General features: G+C 38.7%; 21 protein-coding genes and 1 other annotated feature. Of the genes, 9 read left to right on the top strand and 12 right to left on the bottom strand.

Annotation, left to right across the window (positions count from 1 at the left end):
* Positions 1–22: 22 nt before the first annotated feature.
* Positions 23–1714, bottom strand: coding sequence for a septation ring formation regulator EzrA (gene ezrA / locus KUV80_RS00830; protein ID WP_222460800.1), 1692 nt, complete (start codon positions 1712–1714; stop codon positions 23–25).
* A 235-nt stretch (positions 1715–1949) separates the two neighbouring features.
* On the opposite strand from ezrA, the gene hisJ reads away from it, so the two are divergent.
* The gene (gene hisJ / locus KUV80_RS00825; protein ID WP_222460799.1) at positions 1950–2783 is read left to right on the top strand and encodes a histidinol-phosphatase HisJ; all 834 of its coding nucleotides are present in this window, start codon (positions 1950–1952) and stop codon (positions 2781–2783) included.
* Here hisJ and refZ read toward each other — a convergent pair.
* Entirely contained in the window at positions 2748–3434 is a 687-nt protein-coding gene (gene refZ / locus KUV80_RS00820) for a forespore capture DNA-binding protein RefZ (protein WP_222460798.1), read from the bottom strand. The genes hisJ and refZ overlap by 36 nt on opposite strands.
* 151 nt (positions 3435–3585) lie before the next feature.
* Between refZ and KUV80_RS00815 the strand changes: the two genes are divergently transcribed.
* A complete protein-coding gene (locus KUV80_RS00815; protein ID WP_222460797.1) occupies positions 3586–4071 on the top strand; it encodes a GAF domain-containing protein in 486 nt (161 codons plus the stop codon).
* Between the two features lie 74 nt (positions 4072–4145).
* Here KUV80_RS00815 and megL read toward each other — a convergent pair whose 3' ends face one another.
* Entirely contained in the window at positions 4146–5324 is a 1179-nt protein-coding gene (gene megL, locus KUV80_RS00810) for a methionine gamma-lyase (protein WP_222460796.1), read from the bottom strand.
* Between the two features lie 341 nt (positions 5325–5665).
* On the opposite strand from megL, the gene rpsD reads away from it, so the two are divergent.
* A complete protein-coding gene (rpsD, locus tag KUV80_RS00805) occupies positions 5666–6268 on the top strand; it encodes a 30S ribosomal protein S4 (protein WP_222460795.1) in 603 nt (200 codons plus the stop codon).
* Between the two features lie 140 nt (positions 6269–6408).
* Here rpsD and KUV80_RS00800 read toward each other — a convergent pair whose 3' ends face one another.
* Complete coding sequence (locus KUV80_RS00800; protein ID WP_222460794.1) at positions 6409–7311, bottom strand: aldo/keto reductase; 903 nt, start codon at positions 7309–7311, stop codon at positions 6409–6411.
* A gap of 60 nt (positions 7312–7371) precedes the next feature.
* Positions 7372–8631: a tyrosine--tRNA ligase gene (tyrS, locus tag KUV80_RS00795; RefSeq protein ID WP_222460793.1), complete on the bottom strand. Its 1260-nt coding sequence runs from the start codon at positions 8629–8631 to the stop codon at positions 7372–7374.
* Between the two features lie 54 nt (positions 8632–8685).
* Positions 8686–8910: a binding site (T-box leader), on the bottom strand.
* Positions 8911–9033: 123 nt separating this feature from the next.
* Here tyrS and KUV80_RS00790 point away from each other — a divergent pair.
* A complete protein-coding gene (locus KUV80_RS00790; RefSeq protein ID WP_246624995.1) occupies positions 9034–11913 on the top strand; it encodes a transglycosylase domain-containing protein in 2880 nt (959 codons plus the stop codon).
* Between the two features lie 25 nt (positions 11914–11938).
* Here KUV80_RS00790 and acsA read toward each other — a convergent pair whose 3' ends face one another.
* Positions 11939–13654 (bottom strand): acetate--CoA ligase, encoded by a 1716-nt coding sequence (acsA, locus tag KUV80_RS00785; RefSeq protein WP_222460792.1) that lies wholly within the window; start codon positions 13652–13654, stop codon positions 11939–11941.
* Positions 13655–13814: 160 nt separating this feature from the next.
* On the opposite strand from acsA, the gene KUV80_RS00780 reads away from it, so the two are divergent.
* The 3 genes from KUV80_RS00780 to KUV80_RS00770 are packed head-to-tail and all read left to right on the top strand — an operon-like array spanning position 13815 to position 16286.
* Entirely contained in the window at positions 13815–14447 is a 633-nt protein-coding gene (locus KUV80_RS00780) for a GNAT family N-acetyltransferase (protein ID WP_222460791.1), read from the top strand.
* Positions 14448–14491: 44 nt separating this feature from the next.
* A complete protein-coding gene (locus tag KUV80_RS00775; RefSeq protein WP_222460790.1) occupies positions 14492–15142 on the top strand; it encodes an acetoin utilization AcuB family protein in 651 nt (216 codons plus the stop codon).
* Entirely contained in the window at positions 15132–16286 is a 1155-nt protein-coding gene (locus tag KUV80_RS00770) for an acetoin utilization protein AcuC (protein WP_222460789.1), read from the top strand. Before KUV80_RS00775 ends, KUV80_RS00770 begins: the two co-directional genes overlap by 11 nt.
* A 227-nt stretch (positions 16287–16513) precedes the next feature.
* Here the strand turns inward: KUV80_RS00770 and KUV80_RS00765 are convergent, their stop codons facing one another.
* From KUV80_RS00765 to KUV80_RS00755, 3 genes are all read right to left on the bottom strand, one after another.
* Positions 16514–17215, bottom strand: a complete 702-nt coding sequence (locus tag KUV80_RS00765) for a 5'-methylthioadenosine/adenosylhomocysteine nucleosidase (RefSeq protein ID WP_222460788.1) — start codon at positions 17213–17215, stop codon at positions 16514–16516.
* 21 nt (positions 17216–17236) lie between these two features.
* A complete protein-coding gene (gene ccpA, locus KUV80_RS00760) occupies positions 17237–18235 on the bottom strand; it encodes a catabolite control protein A (protein WP_222460787.1) in 999 nt (332 codons plus the stop codon).
* A gap of 253 nt (positions 18236–18488) precedes the next feature.
* Complete coding sequence (locus KUV80_RS00755; protein ID WP_222460786.1) at positions 18489–19577, bottom strand: bifunctional 3-deoxy-7-phosphoheptulonate synthase/chorismate mutase; 1089 nt, start codon at positions 19575–19577, stop codon at positions 18489–18491.
* Positions 19578–19701: 124 nt separating this feature from the next.
* On the opposite strand from KUV80_RS00755, the gene KUV80_RS00750 reads away from it, so the two are divergent.
* The gene (locus KUV80_RS00750) at positions 19702–21855 is read left to right on the top strand and encodes a cell division protein FtsA (RefSeq protein ID WP_222460785.1); all 2154 of its coding nucleotides are present in this window, start codon (positions 19702–19704) and stop codon (positions 21853–21855) included.
* Between the two features lie 31 nt (positions 21856–21886).
* On the opposite strand, the gene ytxJ is transcribed toward KUV80_RS00750, so the two are convergent.
* The 3 genes from ytxJ to KUV80_RS00735 form a co-directional block, all read right to left on the bottom strand.
* Positions 21887–22225 carry a bacillithiol system redox-active protein YtxJ gene (ytxJ, locus tag KUV80_RS00745; RefSeq protein ID WP_222460784.1) on the bottom strand — a complete coding sequence of 113 codons (339 nt, stop codon included), beginning with the start codon at positions 22223–22225 and terminating at the stop codon, positions 21887–21889.
* A 78-nt stretch (positions 22226–22303) separates the two neighbouring features.
* The gene (locus tag KUV80_RS00740; RefSeq protein ID WP_222460783.1) at positions 22304–22726 is read right to left on the bottom strand and encodes a YtxH domain-containing protein; all 423 of its coding nucleotides are present in this window, start codon (positions 22724–22726) and stop codon (positions 22304–22306) included.
* Entirely contained in the window at positions 22727–23182 is a 456-nt protein-coding gene (locus KUV80_RS00735) for a DUF948 domain-containing protein (protein WP_222460782.1), read from the bottom strand.
* A gap of 173 nt (positions 23183–23355) precedes the next feature.
* Here KUV80_RS00735 and KUV80_RS00730 point away from each other — a divergent pair, with 173 nt between their 5' ends.
* Complete coding sequence (locus KUV80_RS00730; protein ID WP_222460781.1) at positions 23356–24468, top strand: aminopeptidase; 1113 nt, start codon at positions 23356–23358, stop codon at positions 24466–24468.
* Positions 24469–24490 lie beyond the last annotated feature (22 nt).

Here is a 24490-nt window from a genome sequence, read left to right as displayed (position 1 = left end):
GCAGGAAAAATCCTGGCAGCTTTTATACGTGTAACTTCATATTAATTTCCATCTCTTTTAATATTCCAGGCTGTACGCTTTCAATGGCTGATGCTGCGATTTGAAGAGCATCCTCATATTGATAATTTCTAAAAGCGATCTCTGCTTCAATCAGTCGAATCGAAACTGATTGATACGAACTTCTGAATCTGTTTCCATACTGGATAAGCTTTTCAGCTAAAAACGCATTTTCGATCATTTGTGAAGTTTCTTCATAGCCTTCATTTACAGCACCATGTGCTTTATTAAGGACGTAAGATACATCAGACATTTCTAACGGCTTTTCATCAAGCTTTTTCGAAACTTCAATAATGTATTCTTCCGCTTTTCCAATTGTTATTAAATAATGCTCTGGAAGACCAGGAAGGTTACTTTTTTGAACCATACGCCTTGCTTCTAGAAGCTTTCTTCTTAATTCCTTTAAACTTTGTTTTGTATCAAGTTCATCTTTTCTTAAGTTATGAAGCATCTCTTCATATATTTTCTGAGAACGCTGCAGTTCTTCCATTTGCTTTTGCATCTCTTCCATCATTTCACGAATAACAGAAAAGGACTCTCTTTTTTCATCAATCGATTCTTCAATGATCATAAACCTGCTTTGAAGCTTGTGAAAAAGTTTTTCTATTTTCTTTTGCATTTCTGCTTCATTCTGTTCAATCAGATAAGTAGATGAGACCACTTCAGTCTCCATTTTTAGATTATCAATACGGTCTTTGAGATTTTGAATGTTAGAAGAGAATACTTCCCTCTCTTGAAGAACAAATTGTTTTGAATGCACTTCATTTTCAAGCATCTCATAGAGCTGATCCATCTTCTGTATGAGCTCGTCCATATCTTTTTGTGCAGTATCCAGTTCTAACTCGAAGACTTTATTTAATGCTTGTTCATTTAGTTCCTTTAAGGACGAAATCTCCTTCTCGATTCCAATATGATGAAGGACATATCCTTGTTGTTCCATTTCAGTGAAACCAGCACTTAATTCTTTTAAAGATCCAGACACATCTGACTGTAAGATAACAAGTAATTCAGGAACGCTTTGCATCTTCGTTTTACAAACAGATATACGGTTCAAACTTTCAACAAGCTTTTGTCTAGCTTCAAGGTGACTTCCTTGTACCGTGAGCGCTTCAAACGTTTCAAATAAGAATTTAATTTCATCCAATTCCTTATCAAAAAGTGGCGCTGTTTGTCCTAAAGCTCGTATATGTGTTAAATAATACTTTTTCGTTTCTTGTAATTTTTCTTTTGCTTCAACGATTTCTTCACGGTTAAGTTCTTCGCTTGTTACAAGTTCATTGATTTCAGAAGTTATCTCTTTCATACGAGTATCCATTCGTTCCAATGCTTTCATAACACCCGATAAAATAGTGCGTGCTTTTTTGAAGCGGTATTTATCTGTATACTCTTCTGCATCAAACAAATCTTCCTCTAAATTAGGAAGGTGGGTTGTAACCATTTCGTCCCACTCTTGACGCCACAATTCAAATTTTTCTTCCGTTTCACCAATCATGATCATGCCTTTAACTTTAGATATTTCTTCTGTTAATGGCCGGTTCATAATTTGCATTTTCCATGCTTCGAGTCGGTCAATTTCTTTATAAATTCTCCGGCGTGATATGGCGCCATATAGGATCAATGCTAGGAATGTAACAATGGCAATGACTATGTATATCATTGGAGGCACCCCTTCTACTTGTTCGATTTCTCTATATTCTTGTATTATGTAAATGAATGTGAATTAACCTATTTTTCATAAAGATCAAGTTAATCTACGTATAAAATTGCAGTTTAATGCTTTTATGATAACATGTAAACACACATTTGGCGCAAAAAAAATGCATAATCTGATAATTTTTTTCCAATTTAATGAAAATTAACAAGAAACTTGTCGAAAGTAGGAGGTAAAAAGGATGTATTATGATGGACATGTGCATACTCCATTTTGTCCGCATGGGACTTCTGACCCTTTTGAGATGTATATTGAAAAAGCCATTTCCCTAGGTATTAAAGGAATAACCTTTACTGAACATGCTCCATTGCCAAAAAACTTTCAGGATCCTGCTCCTACAAAAGACAGTGCAATGAAATATGAACACTTAAACAGCTACTTTCAAAAGTTGCAAGATATGAAAAAATCGTACAACAAATATATCAAAATTCAAACAGGACTAGAGATTGATTTTATTGAAGGTTTTGAAGAAGAGACAGGAAAATTGCTTAGAGAAGTTTGGCCAGAACTTGATGACGCTATCCTTTCTGTCCATTTTTTGCAGATTGAAAATCGATTTTATTGCATGGATTTTGACGAAAACGTATTTGAAGAGATGATCCAAAAGTCTGGAGGATTATTAGCTGTTTATCAAAACTATTTTAATGCAGTAAAAAAATCTGTTAACCATTCCTTTAAAAAGACGCAGCCGACTAGAATCGGACACATCACACTTGCAACAAAATTTCAGAAGCTTTTCCCAGCGAATTTTAGCTTTAAACAAGACATACTTGAACTACTGCAAGAGATTTCCATAAAGAAAATGTCTCTTGATTATAACGGGGCTGGAGCAGTGAAACCATTTTGTCAGGAACCCTACCCGTCAGGCTGGATCATAAAAGAAGCACAAAAAAGAAAAATCCCTCTCGTATACGGGTCTGATGCCCATAGCACTAAGGGACTTGGTCAAGGGTATGATCAGCTTGAACCCTCTGCAAGATTAACTTCCCCACTTCTCCTGAATAGCGCCAAATAAAGGCGTCTGTACAGCAGACAGGAGGGGATTTTTTCTTTCGTTTTGACACACGCATTTATCAAACCAATTAACCATCCACTTTTTATACGGTTTAATAAAGGTCTCGTTCTCGGTTGTTATTTGATAGACTTCCGATAAATACAATGGATGTAAAAATGGAAGCATCATCATATCTTTAAATTGGATGGTTAAAAAATCTACAGGCTGTTTTCTAAATTCCTTTTTCTTCATACCCTTTTCAAACATAGTTTGGAGAAAATATTTTTCTTTTGTAAGATACGTTGACATCAACTCACGGACAAGAGTAGAATCTAATGTCATTTCTCGATATACAAAACGGGCAAGCGGAAGGTTTTTTTGTTGATAGATCAGTAATTTTTCTACAACTTCAATAAAGCTTCCCTTTACCGTAGGAGAGCAGGACGTATGATAAATAACCTCGATTCTTCTAATATATCCTTCAAAAAATGAAGTGATCAGTTCTTCGAGAAGCCCTTTTTTTCCTCCAAAGTGATAGGAAATCAATGCAACATTTACACCTGCTTTCTTGGCAATCTGTCTAACGGTTGTCCCTTTATATCCTTGGCTAGTAAACAGAGAGATCGCTGCATCAGCAATTATAAGCTTTGTTTCAGCTTTATCTGCCTTCATTTTTTCCACCACCCTTCCTTCATCTATAAAATTCTTGGGCTAGAGACATAAACCTTTATGAATCGCTCGACAAATAAGGGCTTATCGGTGTATAGTTCAACATAATTTGATAGGATGGAATAAATAAATTATCAGGTTTGGAGGAATCATGATGTTTTCCGTACAACAGTATAGTGCAGATCGAAATAAAGCATACTCTCTTTTAAGCAAGCAGCTGGAGGCTTTGCTAGAAGGTGAAACAAATGAGACCGCTAATCTTGCCAACGCTTCAGCGTTATTGAATCAATTTTTGGATCGAGTAAATTGGGTTGGTTTTTATACATTAGAACAGGAATCCAATCAGCTTGTATTGGGTCCATTTCAAGGGCTTCCCGCTTGTGTTAGAATTCCTTTAGGCAAAGGGGTTTGTGGCACGTCTGCTCAAAATCAAGAAACACTTGTAGTCGAGGATGTCCACCAGTTCCCAGGACATATTGCATGTGATGCAGCCTCACAATCTGAAATTGTTATTCCCTTAGTGAAAAACGGAAAGCTTCTAGGTGTCCTTGATATTGATAGTCCTGAAAAAGGAAGATTTGATAATGTGGACCGAGAGAATTTAGAGAAATATTGTGAAGTATTGCTTCAATATATATAAAGAATAAAGGATTCTCTCTTCCGAATTAATTAAACTTAAAAAGACTGGCTCATTTTTATGAACCAGTCTTTTTTTTATATTCTACTCAAACCACGTTCGATGTCACTCCAAATATCTTCCCATGCTTCTAATCCTACGGATATACGCAGAAGCCGGTCGTTAATCCCCATCTGTTTACGTTTTTCTTCTGGAACGACAGCATGGGTCATCGTTGCAGGATGTTGGATGAGCGTTTCTGCATCCCCAAGACTAACTGCGATTTTGATTAGTTCAAGAGAATTCATAAACGCTTGAGCTTCTCCCTTACCTCCTTTAATCTCAAAACTTATAAGTCCGCCTGCATTTTTCATCTGTTTATTGGCAAGTTCGAATTGAGGAAAATCTGAGTCACCCGGAAATAAGACTTTTTCAACTGCAGGATGTTCTTTTAACAAACGTGCAATTTTTTTTGCATTTTCACAATGACGATCCATCCGAACAGGCAGTGTTTTTATGCCGCGCAATAATAACCACGCATCAAATGGGGACATGATGCCGCCAATATCTTTCTGAGTGGTCATTGCCAAGTGACTCATCAGATCTTTGCTTCCTACAGCAAGGCCCCCAACTACATCCCCATGACCGCATAAATATTTAGTTGCACTATGGATAACCACTTCGCATCCCAGTTCAAGGGGACGCTGCAAATACGGTGAAGAAAACGTGTTATCAACAACAACTGGGATTCCGTACTCTTTTGCAATGGAAGCGACCATTTCTAAATCAACAAGCTTCATCGTCGGGTTGATTGGTGACTCAATATAGATAACAGTCGTATGATCTGTAATAGCAGATCGAATAGATTCTTCATCATTCATAGAGTGAAAATCATGTGTGATATGATATTTTTCTTCCATTAGCTGCAACAGACCAAATGTACATCCATATACACCTTCAGAACATAAAACATGGTCTCCTGTTTTCGTTAATCCAAGCAAGATAGCAGATACAGCTGCCATCCCTGAACCGAAAGCAAGACCTTTTTCCCCATTTTCCATAATTGCAATTCTTTCTTCCAGCATTGCAACAGTTGGATTACTCAATCTTGAGTAAATATATCCATCTTCTTCACCTGCAAAACGATTAGCACCTGTTTCAGCTTTATCAAAAACAAACGTAGAAGTCTGAAAAATCGGCGGTGATAAGCTTCCGTGATGTTGAAGAGCATGATAGCCTCTGTGAATAACTTCTGTTTCAAAGCGTTTTGTGTCCATTTTTACTTCTCCTTTAGGGCGATTTAAAATGTAAGCGCTTTCTCAATACTATCATATATAATTTAGTTGAGTTTTACAATTTGTCCTATAAAAATGTTTTCATCCTTATGGGCTAGTTGACATGACGATAGAAAAAAGCTTATACTATTCTTTGTGTAAAATAAGTAGCACTATGCCCATCATGGGTCATTATTTTGTACCTGAATATTAGTATTCAGGAACATCTCGTAGCTTCATGGCTGCTGAAGTGAAGATGTTTTTCATACAAAATAAGCTGATGAAAAGGTCATGGTCACTGTATTGTTTTAACACAAAACAAACAAGTGAAGGAGGAGTCAATTATGGCTCGATATACAGGCTCAACATGGAAAGTTTCCCGTCGTCTTGGAATCTCTCTTAGCGGAACAGGAAAAGAACTTTCAAAGCGTCCATACGCACCAGGACAACACGGTCCTACTCAACGTAAAAAAATCTCAGAATACGGTTTGCAACTACAGGAGAAGCAAAAGCTTCGTTTCATGTATGGTGTAAACGAACGTCAATTCCGTCGTATTTTTAACGATGCTGGAAAAATGCCTGGTATCCACGGTGAAAACTTCATGGCACTTTTAGAAGCTCGTTTAGATAACGTAGTTTACCGTTTAGGACTTGCTCGTACTCGTCGTGCATCTCGTCAATTGGTAAACCACGGTCACATCACAGTAAACGGCAAGCGTGTTGATATCGCTTCTTACCGTTTATCTGCTGGAGATGTAGTCGGTGTTCGTGAAAAATCACGCAACTTGTCAGCTGTTAAAGAAGCGATCGAAGTAAACAACTTCGTACCAGATTTCTTGACTTTTGACGAAAACAAATTGGAAGGTACATTCACTCGTTTACCTGAGCGTTCTGAACTTCCAGCTGAGATCACTGAACAACTTATCGTTGAATACTACTCTCGTTAAGAGAACTCAAAAAACCCTAGTATGCCTTTTTCCAAAGGCTCTAGGGTTTTTTATTTTTATTTTTTTGCCTCAATGAGAGCATAACCTATAACGGGTGGCTTTTACACTTCCATAAGACTTGATCCATGCTTTTCAGAATATCAATCGACTTCTTTTCCCATGCTTTCTTGAAGGATATAAAACCATTGTTCACGGGATAGCTGAATTTTTGTGGCGTGTATCGCTGATTGTATACGATTCATCTGACCACTCCCTACGATTGGCATTATTCCAGCAGGATGAGCGAGCAGCCATGCATAGGCAACCTCGTCGATCGATGAGGCACCAACCTCTTTGGCAACTTCTTTAAGAGCCTTCTTCACCCTCAAACTTTTCTGATCTTCGCCTTTAAAAAGTTTTCCTCCTGCTAATGGTGACCATGCCATCGGGCAAACATTTTCTTTTTGCAAATAATTAACCGTTCCATCAAGAAAAGGCTGTTCATTCAATACAGACAATTCGATCTGATTTGTTACAAGTGGACCGTTGTATTCACGTTGCAGCATTTCCATCTGTGCAGGAGTAAAGTTTGAAACCCCAAAATGCCTAACTTTTCCTTGTTCTTTTAAAGTATGAAATGCTTCTGCAGTCTCGGCTGGATCCATGAACGGATCCGGTCGGTGAATTAATAGAACATCAATATAATCGGTGTTCATTTTTTGTAAGGAGTTTTCTGCCGACTTCATAATATGCTCTTTACTTGTGTCATATGATTTTAGTTTATGGTCAGGTCTGTTTTGTGATACAAGCTTAATGCCGCACTTCGTCACGATTTCGATATCTTTTCGCAAAGACGGTTTTAATGCCAGGGCCTGTCCAAATCTTTCTTCACACATATAATTTCCATAGATGTCTGCATGATCAAAGGTCGTTATTCCAGAATCTATGCATTGTTCCATAAAATAAAGCAATTCTTGTGAGGTTAAGTTCCACTCCGTTAAACGCCAGTGGCCATGAATGATTTGTGAGAAATGTAAATCTTTTGCAATCTGAATTCTTTTCATGTTGCACATCCTTTTTAAAATAGAGAAGAACCCTCCTGTCTTAAAGGGTTCTCTATATGATTAGTATCGAATTAATGTGTATTTCTTTTTCCCTCTTCTGAATATAACGAAACGATTTTCAATTCTGTCTTTTGCATCAATGGTATAGGCAAGATCTAAAACCTTTTCTCCATTTACAGAGACTGCTCCATTTGTTACATCTTCTCTTGCTTGACGTTTTGAAGGAGAGATGTTTGCTTCAACTAAAAGATCGACAATATTTATGTCTGCTCCGTTTTCTACAGAAAAAGATGGTACATCCTTAAATCCTTGTTCGATCTCGTCAGCAGTTAATTCTGTAAGGTTGCCACTGAATAATGCTTCTGTAATCTTAACGGCCTGCTTGTAAGCTTTTTCTCCGTGAACAAGAGTCGTTACTTCACGGCCTAACGCTTTTTGAGCCTCACGCTTCTCAGGTGATTCAGCCAGCGATTGTTCAAGGGACTGAATTTCTTCCTGTGATAAGAAGGTGAAGTACTTTAACCAGTTGATTACATCAGCATCTGCTGCGTTCACCCAAAATTGGTAAAACTCGTATGGTGTTGTTTTTTCTTCATCTAGCCAGATTGTGCCAGAGGCTGTTTTCCCAAATTTAGTACCATCGGCTTTCGTGATTAATGGAATGGTTAACCCATACGCTTTATCTTCTTCACCTGAACGTCGAATCAGTTCCATCCCTGCAGTAATATTACCCCATTGGTCACTTCCGCCTATCTGAAGTTTGCATCCCTCTTGTTTATAGAGATTTAAGAAATCGTAAGACTGAAGAATCATGTATGAGAATTCAGTAAATGAAATACCACCTTCTAAACGGGAATCAACGGAATCCTTTGCGAGCATGTAGTTGATTGAGAAGTTTTTACCAACATCTCTTAAGAATTCGATAACCGTAAGTTCACTTAGCCACTCGTAGTTATTCACTGTTTTAGCAGGATTTGTTTTAGATTCAAAATCCAATAGCTTGGATAGCTGATGTTTAATTTTTTCTGTCCATTGACCAACGATTTCAGCTTCATTCAATGTACGTTCTGATTGTCTCCCACTAGGGTCCCCGATCAAACCAGTACCTCCACCAACCAGAGCTAGAGGTTGATGGCCAGCTTCCTGGAATCTTTTTAACGTAATAATAACTAATAAGTTTCCGATGTGAAGACTATCTGCCGTCGGGTCAAAGCCACAGTATAACGTTACCTTTCCACTTTCAAGCTCTTTAGTGAGTCCTTCCTGGTCAGTAACTTGATGAAGCAGTCCTCTAAACTCTAAGTCCTGTAAAATGTTCATCTCTTTCTTTCCTTTCTCTCGTTTGATGGCAATAAAAAAAGTCCCTTTCAAATTGAAAGGGACGTGATCACAAATCTCGCGGTACCACCCTAATTAAAAGCTCAACATACAGCTTTCCACTTCATTTCGTAACGGTTTTATCCGTTCCTTGCTACTTATATGTTCACAAGGACAGCTCCTGGAGGTAATTCACAAAATGCCTTTGTACTGGTTTGCATCAACCACCAGCTTTCTGAATACAGGGAGACACCTGCTACTTATTCCTATCTTCGCTTTAGCACTATTTTATTCTCTTATTTTTACCACATGGACGAATTTCATGTCAATCATCATAATTAAAAAACTGCATATTTTCACAATTCGACCTTATGTTATACTTATACACGGGGGGGGGAGTACCAAATGATGTCTCATTTTGATGGACTTAAACAAAAATGGGAGAAATTTGTCCACTTTTTGAATGAAAAACGGATTATACGAACAGCAAGAATTACATATAACGTTACTTGGAATATGTTTTTGATTGTTTCAGTACTAATAGTTTTAGGCGGTGTTTTTGTTGCAGGCGTAGGAGCAGGGTTTTTTGCTTCACTTGTAAAAGATGAACCTGTACGAGCTTTTTCTTCTATGAGAGAAGACATTTATAATTATGAAGAAACGAGCACCGTCTATTTCGACAATAATCAATACATGGGTAAACTTCAATCGGATTTGGACAGACAAGAAGTGAAATTAAAAAATGTTTCTCCATACGTAATAAAGGCAGTAATCTCTACTGAAGATCAATACTTTTATGAACATGACGGTATCGTACCTAAAGCGATCATGCGCGCTATGTATGAGGAATTTTCAGGTGCTGCTATTGTAACAGGCGGCAGTACACTAACTCAACAGCTCATAAAAAATCAAATCCTAACGAACGAAGTTTCTTTCGATCGAAAAGCAAAAGAAATTCTTCTTGCAATGCGCCTTGAAAAGCATTTTAAAAAAGATGAGATTCTTGAAGCCTATTTGAATATCGTGCCTTTTGGCCGTAATTCATCAGGAAGAAATATTGCCGGCATCCAAGCAGCTTCAGAAGGAATATTCGGAGTTGATGCTTCTAAGCTTAACCTAGCTCAAGCTGCATATATCGCAGGTCTTCCAAAGAACCCGTTTGTTTATACACCATTTAATAATGGCGGTGAACCGAAAAAAGACCTGTCTGCTGGATTAAAGCGGATGCAGACCGTGCTTAGCCGGATGCTGTCTGCAGGATCGATCACACAAGCAGAATATGACGAAGCGATCAAATATGATATTCAGAAAAATTTAACGAAGAAAAAACAGTCCTCTTTTGAAAAATATCCATTTTTAACTGTTGAAGTTCAACGAAGAACAGTAGAGGTACTAACAAAGGTTCAGGCTGAAAAAGATGGAAAGAAATTAGGGGATCTTACACCAGAAGAGTTAAAAGAGTATCAGGATAATGCACGTACTCAAATCAGACAAAAAGGAATTAGAATTCACACGACAATTAATCAAAAAATTTATGATGAAATGCAGCTTGTCGTTAAAAATGGTGACTTATTTGGACCAGCAAATCAATCTATTAAAGGGAAAAAACTTGATAAGCCAGAACCCGAAGAAGTTGGTGCAACATTAATTGATAATAAAACTGGAAAGATTATCAGTTTTGTAGGGGGACGAGACTTTAACAGGGAACAGACGAACCATGCTACTTATATGACAAGACAAAACGGGTCAACGATGAAGCCGCTTCTCGCTTACTCTCTTGCCCTAGAAACGGGTAAAGTTCAGCCTGGTTCTATTGTTCCTGATACACCTTTTCAAGTGGGAAGCCATTCAGTTGGAAACTGGGACGGAAAATATGAAGGGCTTGTATCTGTAAGACATTCAATGAAAATGTCTAGGAACACACCTGCTATCAGAAGTTATATGCGTGTTAGCACAGATGAAGCTTTAGACAGACTAGCTAAAATGGGCTTTACTTCATTAAGCCCTAATGATAGAGGAGCTCCTACTCTCGCTATCGGTGGAATGACGAATGGTGTTACTGTCGAAGAAAATACAAATGCATTTGCAACTTTCGCAAATGGTGGTGAATTTGTAGATGCATATATGATAGAAAAAATCGAATCAAACGATGGTGAATTAATCTATCAGCATAAATCAGAATCTGTGCAAGTCTACTCACCGCAAACATCATACTTGTTAGTAGATATGATGCGTGATGTAATAAATGGCGGCACCGGAAGTTATGTAAACAGATATCTAACTTTTAATTCTGATTGGGCAGGAAAATCTGGTACAACTAACGATGATATCGATTCATGGTTTGTAGGTACAAATCCAAATGTATCATTAGGTGTATGGATTGGATATGACACTCCTGACTCTCTTGCAAGAGGAAATGGCGGAACAGGAAAGAGAAATCAGAGAATTTGGGCGCTCCTTGCTAATGCAGCCTATAAGCACGAACCACAGCTGATGGATCCTGAAAAAAGATTCGCAATGCCATCAGGAATTGTACGTCGTGAAATATGCGGAATTTCAGGCAAATTGCCTTCAGACCTTTGCCGAAGCGCTGGTCTTGTAACAACTGACTTGTTTAATGCTAAATTCTCTCCAAAAGAAGTAGATGACACGTTAACAAAAGGGCGTTATGTGCTTGTTGGAGACGCTAAGTATAAAGCATTGCCAAGCACACCGGATGAATTTACAAAAGAAGGTGTCCTTATTAAAGAAGAGTTTTTAAAAGAGCTCGGGTTAGAAACATTGAATAAACTCACACAGAAAAGTGATTTATTGAACAACATCGTGCCTGAAAAGGAACTAAAAGAAAATGGCAGAGCACCTTCGCCTGTTGCCGGAACCAAAATGTCCGATGGAATTTTGTCTTGGTCTACTCATGGTGAAAATGATGTAATCGGGTATCGAATTTATCACTCGGCAGATGGTAAATCGTTTAAAAAGATCGGATCAGTTACTGCTGATAAAACTTCTGCAAAAGTCCCGAACGGAGTAGTCTATGTAACTGCCGTTGATATTGCAGGAAAAGAATCCTCAGCTCAAACAAAGGTCCAGGTTGGAAAGAAGAAGCCGCCAGCTGAACCACCGACTCCCCCGCCACCTAATGATGGAGATGGAGAAAAACCGGATAAGCCAAAGGATCCGCCACCACCAGTTGAACCTCCGCCGCCAACAGATCCTGGCACTGGTGATCCACCACCAGCAACAACAGAAGAGAATAAAAAGAAAGACAAAAAACCCTCGAATTGATTCGAGGGTTTTTACCTTTTTGCTTCTAGTCTTCCATCGTGGAAAGATCTCCAGTAGGAAGATCAAGCTCCCACGCTTTAAGCACACGACGCATGATTTTACCGCTTCGTGTTTTTGGCAGCTTTTCACTAAATTCAATTTCGCGAGGTGCTGCATGTGCTGCAAGTCCTGATTTTACAAAACTGCGAATCTCTTCAATTAGTTCATCATTTGGCTCAAAGCCTGAACGTAATGCGATAAAAGCTTTAATAATTTCGCCGCGAACAGGATCTGGCTTACCGATAACACCAGCTTCTGCAACTGCAGGATGTTCAACGAGCTTACTCTCCACTTCAAATGGTCCAACACGTTCACCCGAAGTCATGATAACGTCATCAATTCTCCCTTGGAACCAGAAATACCCCTCTTCATCCATGTATGCGGAATCTCCAGATACATACCAACCTCCTGGAGTAAAATAAGAGTCATATTTTTCAGGATTGTTCCAAATGGAACGCATCATAGATGGCCAGCCCTTTTTAATCGCAAGGTTCCCCATACGATAAGGCGGCAAAATGTTATCTTGATCATCAATAATTGCTGCTTCAACACCCGGAAAAGGTTTCCCCATCGAACCTGGCTTAATTTCCATAGCCGGGTAATTGCTGATCAATTGACCGCCTGTTTCAGTCATCCACCAGTTGTCATGTATGCGAAGATTAAAGACCTTCATGCCCCATCGAACGACTTCAGGATTAAGAGGTTCACCCACACTTAAGATGTGACGAAGCGACGATAGATCAAAGTTTTTTACCACTTCATCTCCTGCTCCCATCAGCATACGAAAAGCTGTTGGAGCACTATACCAAACGGTCACTCCATACTTCGCAACCGTTCCATACCAATCTTCCGGTGAGAAACGTCCGCCCCGAACAACGCTTGAGGCACCGTTTAGCCAAGGACCAAAGATACCATAAGATGTACCCGTTACCCATCCAGGATCGGCGGTACACCAATAAACATCTTCTTCTTTAAGATCAAGAACCCATTTTGAGGTTTGGTAATGCTGAAGCATCGCATTATGGACATGCAGGACACCTTTTGGTTTCCCAGTTGAACCAGAGGTATAATGAAGAATCATTCCGTCTTCACGGTCAACCCACTCCATATCAAGATCTTTAGAAGCTTTACTCATTCGATCATAATAGTTCACAAAAGGTCCTTCTTCTTTCACGTTTTCTCCTACAAGAATGATCTTCTTTAAGTGAGACAACTCATCTACGGGAACACGTTCGAGGAGTGAAGGTGTCGTTACAAGCACTTTAGCTTCACTATCTTGGAGTCTGTCTTTAACAGCTCCTTCCATAAATGCTTCGAAAAGGGGTCCAACAATTGCACCCAGCTTTATCGCCCCAAGGAATGTGAAATATAACTCAGGTGAACGCGGCATGAATATAAAAACACGATCGCCTTTTTCTACGTCTAGCTGACGAAGCATGTTTCCTGCTTTATCTGACATTTCTTTCATTTCTTTAAACGTGTACTTTTCGTCTCTTTTTTGATCCGAAAAATAGAGAGCTACTTTATTCTTTCGATGGGATGCAGCATGACGGTCAATTGCTTCGTAAGCCATGTTCACTCGACCTGTCTTATGCCAGGAGAATTCTTTTTCAATGTCTTTCCAATCAAATGCTCCATATGCTGCCTCATAATCTTGTAAATTAAAATCACCTTTTATAATCGGAAGCGCTTCCAGTTTCATTGCTAAATCTCCTTTCCCAAATGAATATCTCTTAAAGTATAACATATTATCTAAATTTTTTAACTTATTAGAACTCTCTATAAAAACAGGTTTGAAAACCCTTACAAAATAGCGATATCATGTATAATAGTAGATGGAAACAAACCTAGGTGGTGTAAACATGAAACATTCAAAAACATATAACTGTATAGCTCTGAAAACATCTCATGGCACGTTAACCGTGGAAGGACCTGTGTCCGCTGAAACATTGGACAGCCTCCACTTTCATGAAGATCTTAAAGCATTCCGACCTGCGATGGAACAAAAAAAAGCTGTAACTGAAATTGCGAAACTAGACGAAGGCAGAATTATCATTGCACGAAGTAAAGATACCGTCGTGGGATATGTTACGTACGTATACCCAGATCCGCTCGAACGGTGGTCTGAAGGGAATATGGAAAATCTATTAGAGCTTGGTGCCATTGAAGTCATTCCTGAATATCGAAACTTTAAAGTTGGAAAAAACCTATTAAAAGTATCCATGATGGATGACAGTATGGAAGATTACATTATTATCACAACCGAATACTACTGGCATTGGGATCTAAAAGGTACAAAACTATCCGTTTGGGATTATAGAAAAGTTATGGAAAAAATGATGAATGCAGGTGATTTAGAATACATGGCTACCGACGATCCTGAGATCAGTTCGCATCCCGCAAATTGCTTAATGGTCCGGATCGGAAAGCGAATTGACCTTGACACCGTTCAACAGTTTGACCGACTTCGATTTAAGAACCGTTTTATGTACTAGATCTGTAAAATAAACAGAGAGAATATAAATGGGAGTGGTACGTTGTGATCGTTCAAAATATGATGCAAAAGAACGTTGTAACTATACATGCTAATGAAACAATCGGTGCAGCATTAAAGCTTATGCTTGAAAAAGATGTCCGAAACCTTCCAGTAACAGATGAAGCAGGCCACTTATTAGGACTCGTAACAGACCGAGAAGTAAAGGATGCAAGTCCATCAATTTTTCACCAAAATGAGCATGTCGAGGATTTTGAAAAACCGGTATCCACTATCATGAAAAGCGCTGTCTTTACAGCTCATCCTTTTGATATAGCAGAAGAGCTTTCTCAAATTTTTTATGAAGAAAACATTAGCTGTATTCCAGTCCTTGATGAAAATAGACTTGTAGGACTCGTAACTGAACGCGATATGCTACATGCCTTTATTCAGCTTACTGGTACTCATCAGCCAGGTTCGCACCTTGAAATCGCTGTGCCGAATCAAGCTGGCCAACTAGCAAAAGTGGCAAGTGTATTAAAAGATTTTCACTTGAATATTAGCTCAGTGCTTGTCTATCCTTCACTTAATGAAAATGAAAAAATAATTGTATTTCGGGTAGGTACGATGAATCCGCTGCCTGTTATCGAACACTTGATTGAATATGGATATGAAGTGAAATGGCCTCCCATTCCAGGTGAGAACCATGAAAAATGATGCCGTTTTCGTTTATTCACCAGACCTATTAAACTATAAGTTTAACGACAATCATCCCTTTAATCAGTTGAGAGTTCAACTTGCCTATGAGCTGTTAAAAGATTCCGGCTGTCTGCATGAAGATCAAATCGTTCTTCCTCGTAAGGCTACAGATGATGAAATCATGCTAATTCATGATAAAGGGTATGTAGATGCTGTTCAAAAAGCTGGAGACGGAAAGTTAAGCAAAGAAATCGCACTTAATTATGGACTCGGTACAGAAGACACCCCTATTTTTACTAACATGCATGAAGCCAGTAGCTGGGTTGTAGGAGCTACATTGACAGCTGTCGATTGGGTGATGGAAGGAAAAGCAAAACATGCCCTTAGTTTAAGCGGAGGTCTTCATCACGGTTTTAGAGGGAAAGCATCTGGTTTTTGTATTTATAATGATAGTTCGATCGCAATTGAATATATGAAGCAAAAATACAAGGCTCGCGTTTTGTATGTTGATACAGACGCCCACCACGGCGATGGTGTTCAATGGGCGTTCTATGACGATCCAGATGTTTGTACATTGTCTATCCATGAAACGGGCAGGTATTTGTTTCCTGGAACTGGATCCATACATGAAAAAGGAGCAGGAAAAGGATATGGTTATTCCTTTAATGTTCCTGTTGACGCTTTTACAGAAGATGAATCTTTTTTAGAATGCTATGAAAAGAGCTTGTGGGAAGTGGCAGACTTTTTTAAACCTGATGTCATCATCACTCAAAATGGTGTTGATGCCCATTATTATGATCCCTTAACTCATTTATCAGTCACGATGAAAACGTATACTGAAATTCCGAAAATAGCCAAAAAAGTCGCTGAAAAATATTGTGAAGGCCGCTGGATTGCTACGGGCGGCGGTGGATATGACATTTGGCGGGTCGTACCGAGAGCGTGGGCATATTTGTGGTGCGTTATGAATAATCATGTTCCTACAGGACAAATTGCTGAAAACTGGCTGTCTCGATGGGATCAAGAAGCTAAACATCCTCTGCCTCGTACGTGGGAAGACGAATCAGGCATCTATAAACCCATTCCCAGAAAAGAAGAGATCACATCAAAAAATCGAGCTACACTAGAAAAAAGCTTATTTTCTATTCGAAAAAGCTCGTAAAAGAAGGAGGACTCCATTCGAGTCCTCCTTTTCAAATGAATTAAGTTTGAATTTCATATGCAAGTCTACTTTATTTTTATATGGAATTCCACGTTATTTCATTTAATTCCACGTTATTTTCATTAATTCCACGTTAAATAAGATTTATCCATTTTTCGACATTTTTCGATAATGAATAACATAAAAAACTGGCTCAAAAAAGATTGAGCCAGTTCCTACTAGTCTTATTAAAGTGCTTCGATAATTGATTCCACCATGTCTGAGGATCGTTTTGCAGCGAGTGCTGTAAATTCCCCAAAGCTCGCAGGTGCTTCGCCGTTTGCTTTGTCCGATATCGAACGGATGATTACGAAAGGAACTTCGTTTAAAAAGGCAGCCTGTGCCACTGCTGATCCTTCCATTTCAATGCAAGTCCCGTTAAAAAGCTTACAATAATTTTCAACAAGCTCACGATCTGCAATGAATTGGTCACCGCTCAATACTTTCCCTACCATCACTTGAGGTCCAGAGAGGTTTTCTGCAGCCACTTCAGCCAGTTTTATTAATTTATCATCTGCTTTAAATTCAGAGTCAAAAGCAAACATGGGTATTGTTCCTTTTGGAAAATCAGGACTTAAAGCAGAAGCATCAATATCATGCTGCATGGCACTTGATGAGATAACGATGTCCCCTACTTCAAGTGATGAGTCAAGTGCACCTGCTACACCTGTAAAAAGAATGTGTGTAACTTGAAATCTGTCGATTAGAATCTGAGTTGTAATCGCTGCGTTTACTTTACCAACACCGGATTTACAAAGGACCACCTCTTTGTTATGGTGTGTGCCTTCAAAAAATTTGTTCTGTGCGTAGATACTCTCTCCGTAGATGTCCAATGAATCTTTCATATATACGATTTCTTCATCCATCGCACCGATAATACCAATTCTCACTTCTCCCACCCCATCATCGTGCTATTTTGTTGAATCTCTAAATTGTATACGATGAGGCAATACGACTGTATGTTCTTCCACCGTTTCTTTGTTCATTAGTTTCGTTAACAATCTCATGGCTACAGCACCGATATCATACATAGGTTGTACAACTGTCGAAAGGGTTGGACGAACCATTGTAGCAAGTCTTGTGTTATCAAATCCGATAACTTCAATATCTTCAGGAACCTTTAGTCCTCTGTCTTGTGCACCATGAATGACACCTAGCGCCATTTCATCCGTACCAACAAAAATAGCAGATGGTTTTTTATCGCTGTCAAGGAATGATTCAACAGCCTCGATACCAGAATCATACGTATATTCACCTACAAAAACTTGGCTCTCGTCTACCTTTTTTCCTTGTTCCTCAAGAGCTTTTCGATATCCGTTGAACTTATAATAACCGTTTATTGGATCCTCGAGTGGACCTGTAACCATTGCTACAGAAGAGTGTCCTTTTTCAAGCAGGTGAGTCACTGCTTCATAGACGGCATTTTCGTAATCAATGTTTACCGATGGAACTTCTTGGTTCATATCAACAGTTGCTGCCATAACAATCGGAACGGAAGCGCGCTTAAATTCTTCAACATGCTCTTCTGTTATTTTGCCGCCCATAAATACAATGCCATCTACTTGCTTGCTGAGCAGTGTATTCATTAAGTGAATTTCTTTTTCTTTATTCTGATCTGAGTTACATAAAATGATATTGTATTTGTACATCGTTGCTATATCTTCAATACCTCTTGCTAGTTCAGCAAAAAAGATACTTGATATATCAGGGATGATAACACCTACAGTCGTTGTTTTTTTGCTTGCTAATCCTCTTGCAACAGCGTTTGGACGATAACCTAATCTCTCAATCGCTTCTAAAACTTTTTTTCTGGTCGATGGCTTAACGTTTGGGTTTCCGTTAACAACGCGTGAAACCGTTGCCATAGAAACACCTGCCTCGCGAGCCACATCATAAATGGTTGTATTCAAACAAAGTCCTCCTTTTTACTGCATATCCGACAGCTATGTAATGCTATTATCATACGATAAAGTAGTAAAGTAGGCAACGAATAGAAGCATGTTTCACGATTTATTCATTTATTGAAATGATTATGAAAAAAAACGTACCTATTTTGCTTATTTTTAGCGAAATGAACGAATATCATACTCTCTATTAAGAACAGGAAACATAAAAAAAGCCAGCAGCATATTTAATGCTTACTGACTTTCGAAAAATAAGGTGCTAGACCATTTGATTCAGTTTCAAATAACCTGATACAACAAGCTCTTTTACAAAATGATTAAATTCACCAATGTCCATCTGTTGGGCAGCATCTGATAGAGCGACTGCAGGATCTGGATGCACCTCTGTCATTACTCCATCAGCTCCGATCGCAAAAGCTGCCTTTGCGGCTGGAAGAAGCAAGTCTTTTCTTCCCGTAGAGTGGGTCACATCCACAAATACCGGTAAGTGGGTTTCTTGTTTTAGAATAGGTACAGCAGTGATATCCAAGGTGTTTCTAGTAGCTCTCTCGTACGTTCTAATTCCTCTTTCACAAAGGATGATTTGCCCGTTGCCTTGAGACATGATGTATTCAGCTGAATGGATAAACTCTTCAATTGTAGCAGATAACCCTCTTTTTAAAAGGATCGGCTTATTTATTTTTCCTGCCGCTTTCAATAATTCATAGTTTTGCATATTTCGTGCCCCAATTTGAATGATATCCAAATATTCACTAGCCATCTGCAGGTCATCGGGATGAACGATCTCACTAATGACAGCACAGTTGAATTCATCTGCTACTCGTTTTAGAATCTTCAGACCTGCAACACCAAGCCCTTGAAAATCATACGGTGAAGTACGTGGTTTGAACGCACCTCCGCGCAATATTTTAAGTCCATTTGTTGTAACGGCATCCGCTACTTCTGCTGTTTGCTCGTAACTTTCAACAGCACAAGGACCGGCAATGAGAACGGGACTGCCGTTTCCAATATCAGTTCCTTTTACTGAAACAATCGTATCTTGTTCTCTTTGCTTCCTTGAAACAAGAAGTGCCTTTTTTTGATCCCCTTCTTGAAGTTTGAGCCCTGCCTTAAATATTTCTTTAAAAAGGTGCTGAAGCGTGCTTGTATCAAATGGTCCTTGATTTTCAGTCGCAATTAGGTTCAACATGTGTCTTTCTCTGACAGGGTCATATTTTTTCATCCCTTGTGAGGTCTTGATCTCCCCTATCTGCTGTACGAGCTCTCCTCGTTCGCTGATTAATTTAAGGAGCTGTCTATTTACGTCGTCGAGTTCATTTCGTAAAGTATCCAATTCTGTATGGTTCATCTATATACACCTCAGTATTTATAAGTTGGCAAAAATGTGATACATTTCTAATAATTAGGCTTTGTTTGTATAGCCGCATTTCTACTAATCCTTTACGTCTATCGTAACAAAAAGAGGTGCCCTCGTGGACAAAAATCTTTTATTTGCACTAGATATCGGCACTCGTTCCGTTGTCGGTATGATTTTAAAGCAACATCAAAATGGAAAATATGAAGTTTTGCATATGAAAGTAATGGAACACGAAGAACGTTCCATGCTAGATGGACAGATTCATCATATCCCAGCAGTTGCCAGAGTTATTAAAAATATAAAAGAGCAGCTCGAAATAGAAACAGGTCCTCTTCATAAAGTCTGTGTTGCTGCAGCTGGTCGTGCACTAAAAACCGTAAAGGGGCGAGCTGAAAAAGATATTTCAGGTACTCCGATTGCATCCAAAGAGGAAGTTTTACATATGGAATTAGCTGCTGTTCAGCAGGCTCAGTTTCAGCTTGCAAGTATGTTACATGATTCAACGAGTCAATTATACGATTGTGTAGGTTATTCTGTCCTTCATTATTACTTGGACAATCATGAAATCGGAAGCTTCATCGGTCAACAAGGGAACGTAGCGTCTACAGATGTAATTGCTACATTCTTGCCAAGAGTGGTCGTTGAATCATTAATTCGGGCATTGCGAGAGGCTGGTCTCGAGATGGAGGCGTTAACTTTAGAACCTATTGCAGCCATTAATGTGTTAATCCCTCCTTCTATGCGGAAATTAAATGTGGCACTTGTTGATATTGGTGCAGGGACTTCTGATATTGCATTAACGGCTGAAGGCACGGTTGTTGCATACGGAATGGTTCCCGTAGCAGGTGACGAGATAACCGAATCCATCAGTTCTGAATTTCTCCTAGATTTTCCTGTTGCTGAAGAAATGAAACGGTCTCTTTGGCAAAACGAAGTTGTAGAATTTACAGATATATTAGGATTTCCTGCAAAAAAAACAAAACAAGAGGTTGTATCCACCATAAATTCTGCAATTGAAAGCCTTGCAGATGGTATCTCCAGAGAAATTTTGCAGTTGAACGGCAAAGCTCCCCAAGCGGTTATGCTTGTAGGAGGCGGCAGCTTAACGCCTGGCCTTCGAGAGAAGATGGCAGAAAAATTATGTCTGCCCATTGAACGAATTGCTATTCGAGGAATAGATGCCATTTCGTCGCTCGTTCCTTCCCTTCAACAAAAGGGTCCTGAATTCGTAACGCCAGTGGGCATTGGAATAGCTGCAAGAGAAAACCCCGTTAAATATGTTACCGTTACTGTGAATCAGAAAACGCTTCGCTTGTTTGAAGTGAAAAAGCTTACGATTGGGGATGCACTCATTGCTGGAGGTGCTGATTTATCTAAACTTTACGGCAAGCCGGGTATGGGTTTAATGGTTCGTATTAATGGAGAAGTGAAAATGTTTAAAGGCGGACTTGGTTCACATCCAACAATCATAATGAACGATAAAGAATCGTCACTTTCACAAGAAATTCATGAGGGGGCAGTGATTCTTTATGAAGCAGGGAAAAATGGCGATTGTGCTTCTCTCACCGTAATGGAAGGCGTACGTAACCATGTTGTAAAAACGCTGAACATCAACGGTACTCCTATTGAAATACAAACACAATATGTAGTAAATCATGAACTTGTTTCCCTTGACACTGTTATAAAAGACAGAGATGAAGTAGTGTCATTTTTTCCATCTAAAATAAGTGAAGTGTTAGAGATGAAGGGTATTGAGATAAATCAAAAGGAATCTTCTATTTCTGTTTTAGTTGATGGCAAACCAATTACACTTTCACGAAGCAGCGACAACGGGTTGTATTTAAATGGAAACCTAATAAGTTCACAATTCCTATGGGACAATGAAGATCATTTCACGTTTGAGCATGAAAGTAATAAACCGATTACTTTAAAAGACTTACTGGTAAAGCTCCAGATAAACCTTCCTCAATCGTGTACGGTAACGTTTAACAACGAAGAAGTAACCCTTATGAAACCGCTATATACCTGTTACCGTAAAGGTCTTTCTCTTGAAGAGGATTCTGTTCTATATCCAAATGACGAACTTCACATGGAAAAAAGAAAACAACATCCGTTTATTCTTCAAGATATATTCACAAAAGTTGATCTTTCCATATATCCTCAATCCGGTGAGACACTTATCATCCTAAAGAATAATGAGAAGGCTGGGTTTCAAACAGAAATTGAATCGGGAGACCATTTAGAAGTGAAATTTGAAGTTCTAATTTGAGCGCATAAAGAAAAAGGGTAGCAGGAGCCTGCTACGCTTTTGTTTTTTCGTTTGCCTCGGTTAATTTTTTGTTAGTGATGTTCCAATGAGAATCGTGCCAAACTACAGTGTTTCCTTGAAAAATCAATACCTGGGGCGATTCATGCTTTACCCCACTTTCTTCAGCAATTAAATTGGACAACGGTCTAGAGTCTTGTACATTTAGGTAATAAAAAGTTTCCTTATCATTTTCTGAAGCAAATTTTTGATATTGTTTGAATGCCTCATGACTAACCGGACAGGTTGTGCTATTTTTCATTAGAACGATGTGTGTTTTTTGCTCTTTTACTAAATTCCAATCTTGCTCATTGTGCAATTGAATAAGTGACATATGTTCTACCTCCATAATAAAAAGACAAGAAAATGAAATCATTCTTTTTCTTATCTTTTCATATTTAATCCTTACTTATCAATATTTTTGCTCTGCAAGTTCTTGCTCTTTTACAGAATCATAATCTTCTTGCATTTCATCTTGAATATCTTCCGTAATTTCACCATAAAGTTCAGATGCATTTTCTTCTTCTTTTAAACGCCACTTATCGATATCTTTTCTCAAGTTCGAGGTTAAATCTTTTACTTTAGTAGCAACCTGGTTGGATTGCTCTGATACGGTACGCACAATATTTGAGGATTTTTCACGAGCCAAATGAGAGAACTCGTTACTCTTATCCTTTAAGATTACAGCCTGGTCATTTAAATCACTGCGTAACTCTTTGCCAGCTTTAGGTGCTAATAATAATGCAGCCGCAGCACCTAGCATACCTCCAACAAGTGCACCGATAATAAAATCTTTGCTGTCAATATTTTGGTTATTGTTATTGTTGTTGTTCATTTACACTCCTCCTCTTGAATATTGGTTTGTGGAAGTCTCAACATTGGATTTTTTGAGTTTCCATTTTTCCCATAGATTTAAAGCTGCATTTCCCCATTGTACCGCTTGCGATATTTGTTTAGACTGTCGCTCCGTTTCAACCGTAATTTGGTCTGTAACTTTGCGAACAGATTTGTTAACCTTTTGAACGGACTGGCCAAAGTCTTGGACAGCAGAGAATACATGGTTTAAAGAATCTGCTTTCTTCTGGACATCCTCGGCTAACTGGTTTGTTTTATGTAACAAATCGGTTGTCTCGCGTGTTACGCCATCTAGTTGTTTCTCCAGATTTTCGAGCGTTACCGCGACATGATCGAGGGTGATTTGCAAAGATTTTAGGGCTCTTGATAAAAAATAAACAAGGACAACAAATGCAACTGCAATTAGAGCTACACTGATAGAAATAATGATTTGCATGAACGAGACACCTCCTGAAAGTATATTATTGCTTTTTCCCGAGTTTTTATCAAAGAAAACGTGTTTTATTAACTATTCTTTGCGAATCCTTCAAAATCCTTTTATTGAACATTACAAATTGTTTAAATTAAGTTAAAATAAAGAAGATGTTAATATATTTAGGGGGCAGATACATGAGAGATCCAAGAATTCAGCAACTTGCAAAAAATCTGATTACATACTCAGTAAACCTACAAAAAGGCGAGAAAGTTCTTATCGAAAACTTCGGTTTGCAAAAAGAATTAGTGAATGCTCTTGTTCAGGAAGCTTATGCTGCTGGAGGATACCCTTTCGTATTACTTAAGGATCATGCCGTTATGCGTACACAGTATACTCAAGCTTCTGAAGAACAAATGGAATTGATTGCAAAGCATGAAGGAGATCTAATGAAAGAAATGGACGCATACATCGGGTTGCGTTCAGGTGACAACATCAACGAGATGTCTGATGTTCCTTCTGAAAAGATGGCACTCTATGAAAAAACCATCTTTGCTATGCATCGCAAAATTCGTATTAAGAAAACAAAATGGTGTGTACTTCGTTATCCAAATGCTTCCATGGCTCAATCTGCAAGTATGAGCACAGAAGCTTTCGAAGACTTTTATTTTGAAGTCTGCAACCTGGACTACGGTAAGATGGATGAAGCCATGACAGGATTAAAAGACTTGATGGATAAAACGGACAAAGTTCGTATTACAGGACCAGGAACAGACTTATCTTTTTCAATAAAAGACATTCCATCAATAAAGTGTTCAGGTCAGAACAACATACCAGATGGAGAAGTATTTACTGCTCCTGTTAAGGATTCAGTAAATGGTACGATCTCATATAATACGCCATCTCCATACAATGGTTTTACCTTTGAAAATGTTCAGTTAACGTTTGAGAACGGAAAAATTGTAAAAGCAACAGCAAATGATTCAGAGCGTATTAACAAAATCTTTGATACGGATGAAGGTTCTCGTTATGTTGGAGAATTTGCAATCGGTGTAAATCCTTTTATCAAGCATCCGATGAAAGACATTTTATTTGATGAAAAGATTGATGGCAGCTTCCACTTCACACCAGGTCAAGCGTATGAGGAAGCATACAACGGTAATGAGTCAAACATTCATTGGGATATGGTTATGATTCAACGTCCTGATTACGGCGGCGGGGAAATTTACTTTGATGATGTTTTGATCCGTAAAGATGGTGTATTCGTATTGCCTGAACTAAAGCAGTTGAATCCTGAAAACTTGAAGTAAACAAAAAAGACTTGCCTAAAAC

This window comes from Fictibacillus nanhaiensis (assembly GCF_019801215.1).
Lineage (GTDB): Bacteria > Bacillota > Bacilli > Bacillales > Fictibacillaceae > Fictibacillus > Fictibacillus nanhaiensis_C.
Note: the sequence above shows the minus strand (reverse complement) of the source record. Positions and strands in the feature narration are given on the sequence as shown.

Bases quoted from the DNA above. Each gene is read 5' to 3' on its own strand.
- ezrA (WP_222460800.1), bottom strand. From the start codon at position 1,714: ATGATATACATAGTCATTGCCATTGTTACATTCCTAGCATTGATCCTA.
- hisJ (WP_222460799.1), top strand. From the start codon at position 1,950: ATGTATTATGATGGACATGTGCATACTCCATTTTGTCCGCATGGGACT.
- refZ (WP_222460798.1), bottom strand. From the start codon at position 3,434: ATGAAGGCAGATAAAGCTGAAACAAAGCTTATAATTGCTGATGCAGCG.
- KUV80_RS00815 (WP_222460797.1), top strand. From the start codon at position 3,586: ATGTTTTCCGTACAACAGTATAGTGCAGATCGAAATAAAGCATACTCT.
- megL (WP_222460796.1), bottom strand. From the start codon at position 5,324: ATGGACACAAAACGCTTTGAAACAGAAGTTATTCACAGAGGCTATCAT.
- rpsD (WP_222460795.1), top strand. From the start codon at position 5,666: ATGGCTCGATATACAGGCTCAACATGGAAAGTTTCCCGTCGTCTTGGA.
- KUV80_RS00800 (WP_222460794.1), bottom strand. From the start codon at position 7,311: ATGAAAAGAATTCAGATTGCAAAAGATTTACATTTCTCACAAATCATT.
- tyrS (WP_222460793.1), bottom strand. From the start codon at position 8,631: ATGAACATTTTACAGGACTTAGAGTTTAGAGGACTGCTTCATCAAGTT.
- KUV80_RS00790 (WP_246624995.1), top strand. From the start codon at position 9,034: ATGATGTCTCATTTTGATGGACTTAAACAAAAATGGGAGAAATTTGTC.
- acsA (WP_222460792.1), bottom strand. From the start codon at position 13,654: ATGAAACTGGAAGCGCTTCCGATTATAAAAGGTGATTTTAATTTACAA.
- KUV80_RS00780 (WP_222460791.1), top strand. From the start codon at position 13,815: ATGAAACATTCAAAAACATATAACTGTATAGCTCTGAAAACATCTCAT.
- KUV80_RS00770 (WP_222460789.1), top strand. From the start codon at position 15,132: ATGAAAAATGATGCCGTTTTCGTTTATTCACCAGACCTATTAAACTAT.
- KUV80_RS00755 (WP_222460786.1), bottom strand. From the start codon at position 19,577: ATGAACCATACAGAATTGGATACTTTACGAAATGAACTCGACGACGTA.
- ytxJ (WP_222460784.1), bottom strand. From the start codon at position 22,225: ATGTCACTTATTCAATTGCACAATGAGCAAGATTGGAATTTAGTAAAA.
- KUV80_RS00740 (WP_222460783.1), bottom strand. From the start codon at position 22,726: ATGAACAACAACAATAACAATAACCAAAATATTGACAGCAAAGATTTT.
- KUV80_RS00735 (WP_222460782.1), bottom strand. From the start codon at position 23,182: ATGCAAATCATTATTTCTATCAGTGTAGCTCTAATTGCAGTTGCATTT.
- KUV80_RS00730 (WP_222460781.1), top strand. From the start codon at position 23,356: ATGAGAGATCCAAGAATTCAGCAACTTGCAAAAAATCTGATTACATAC.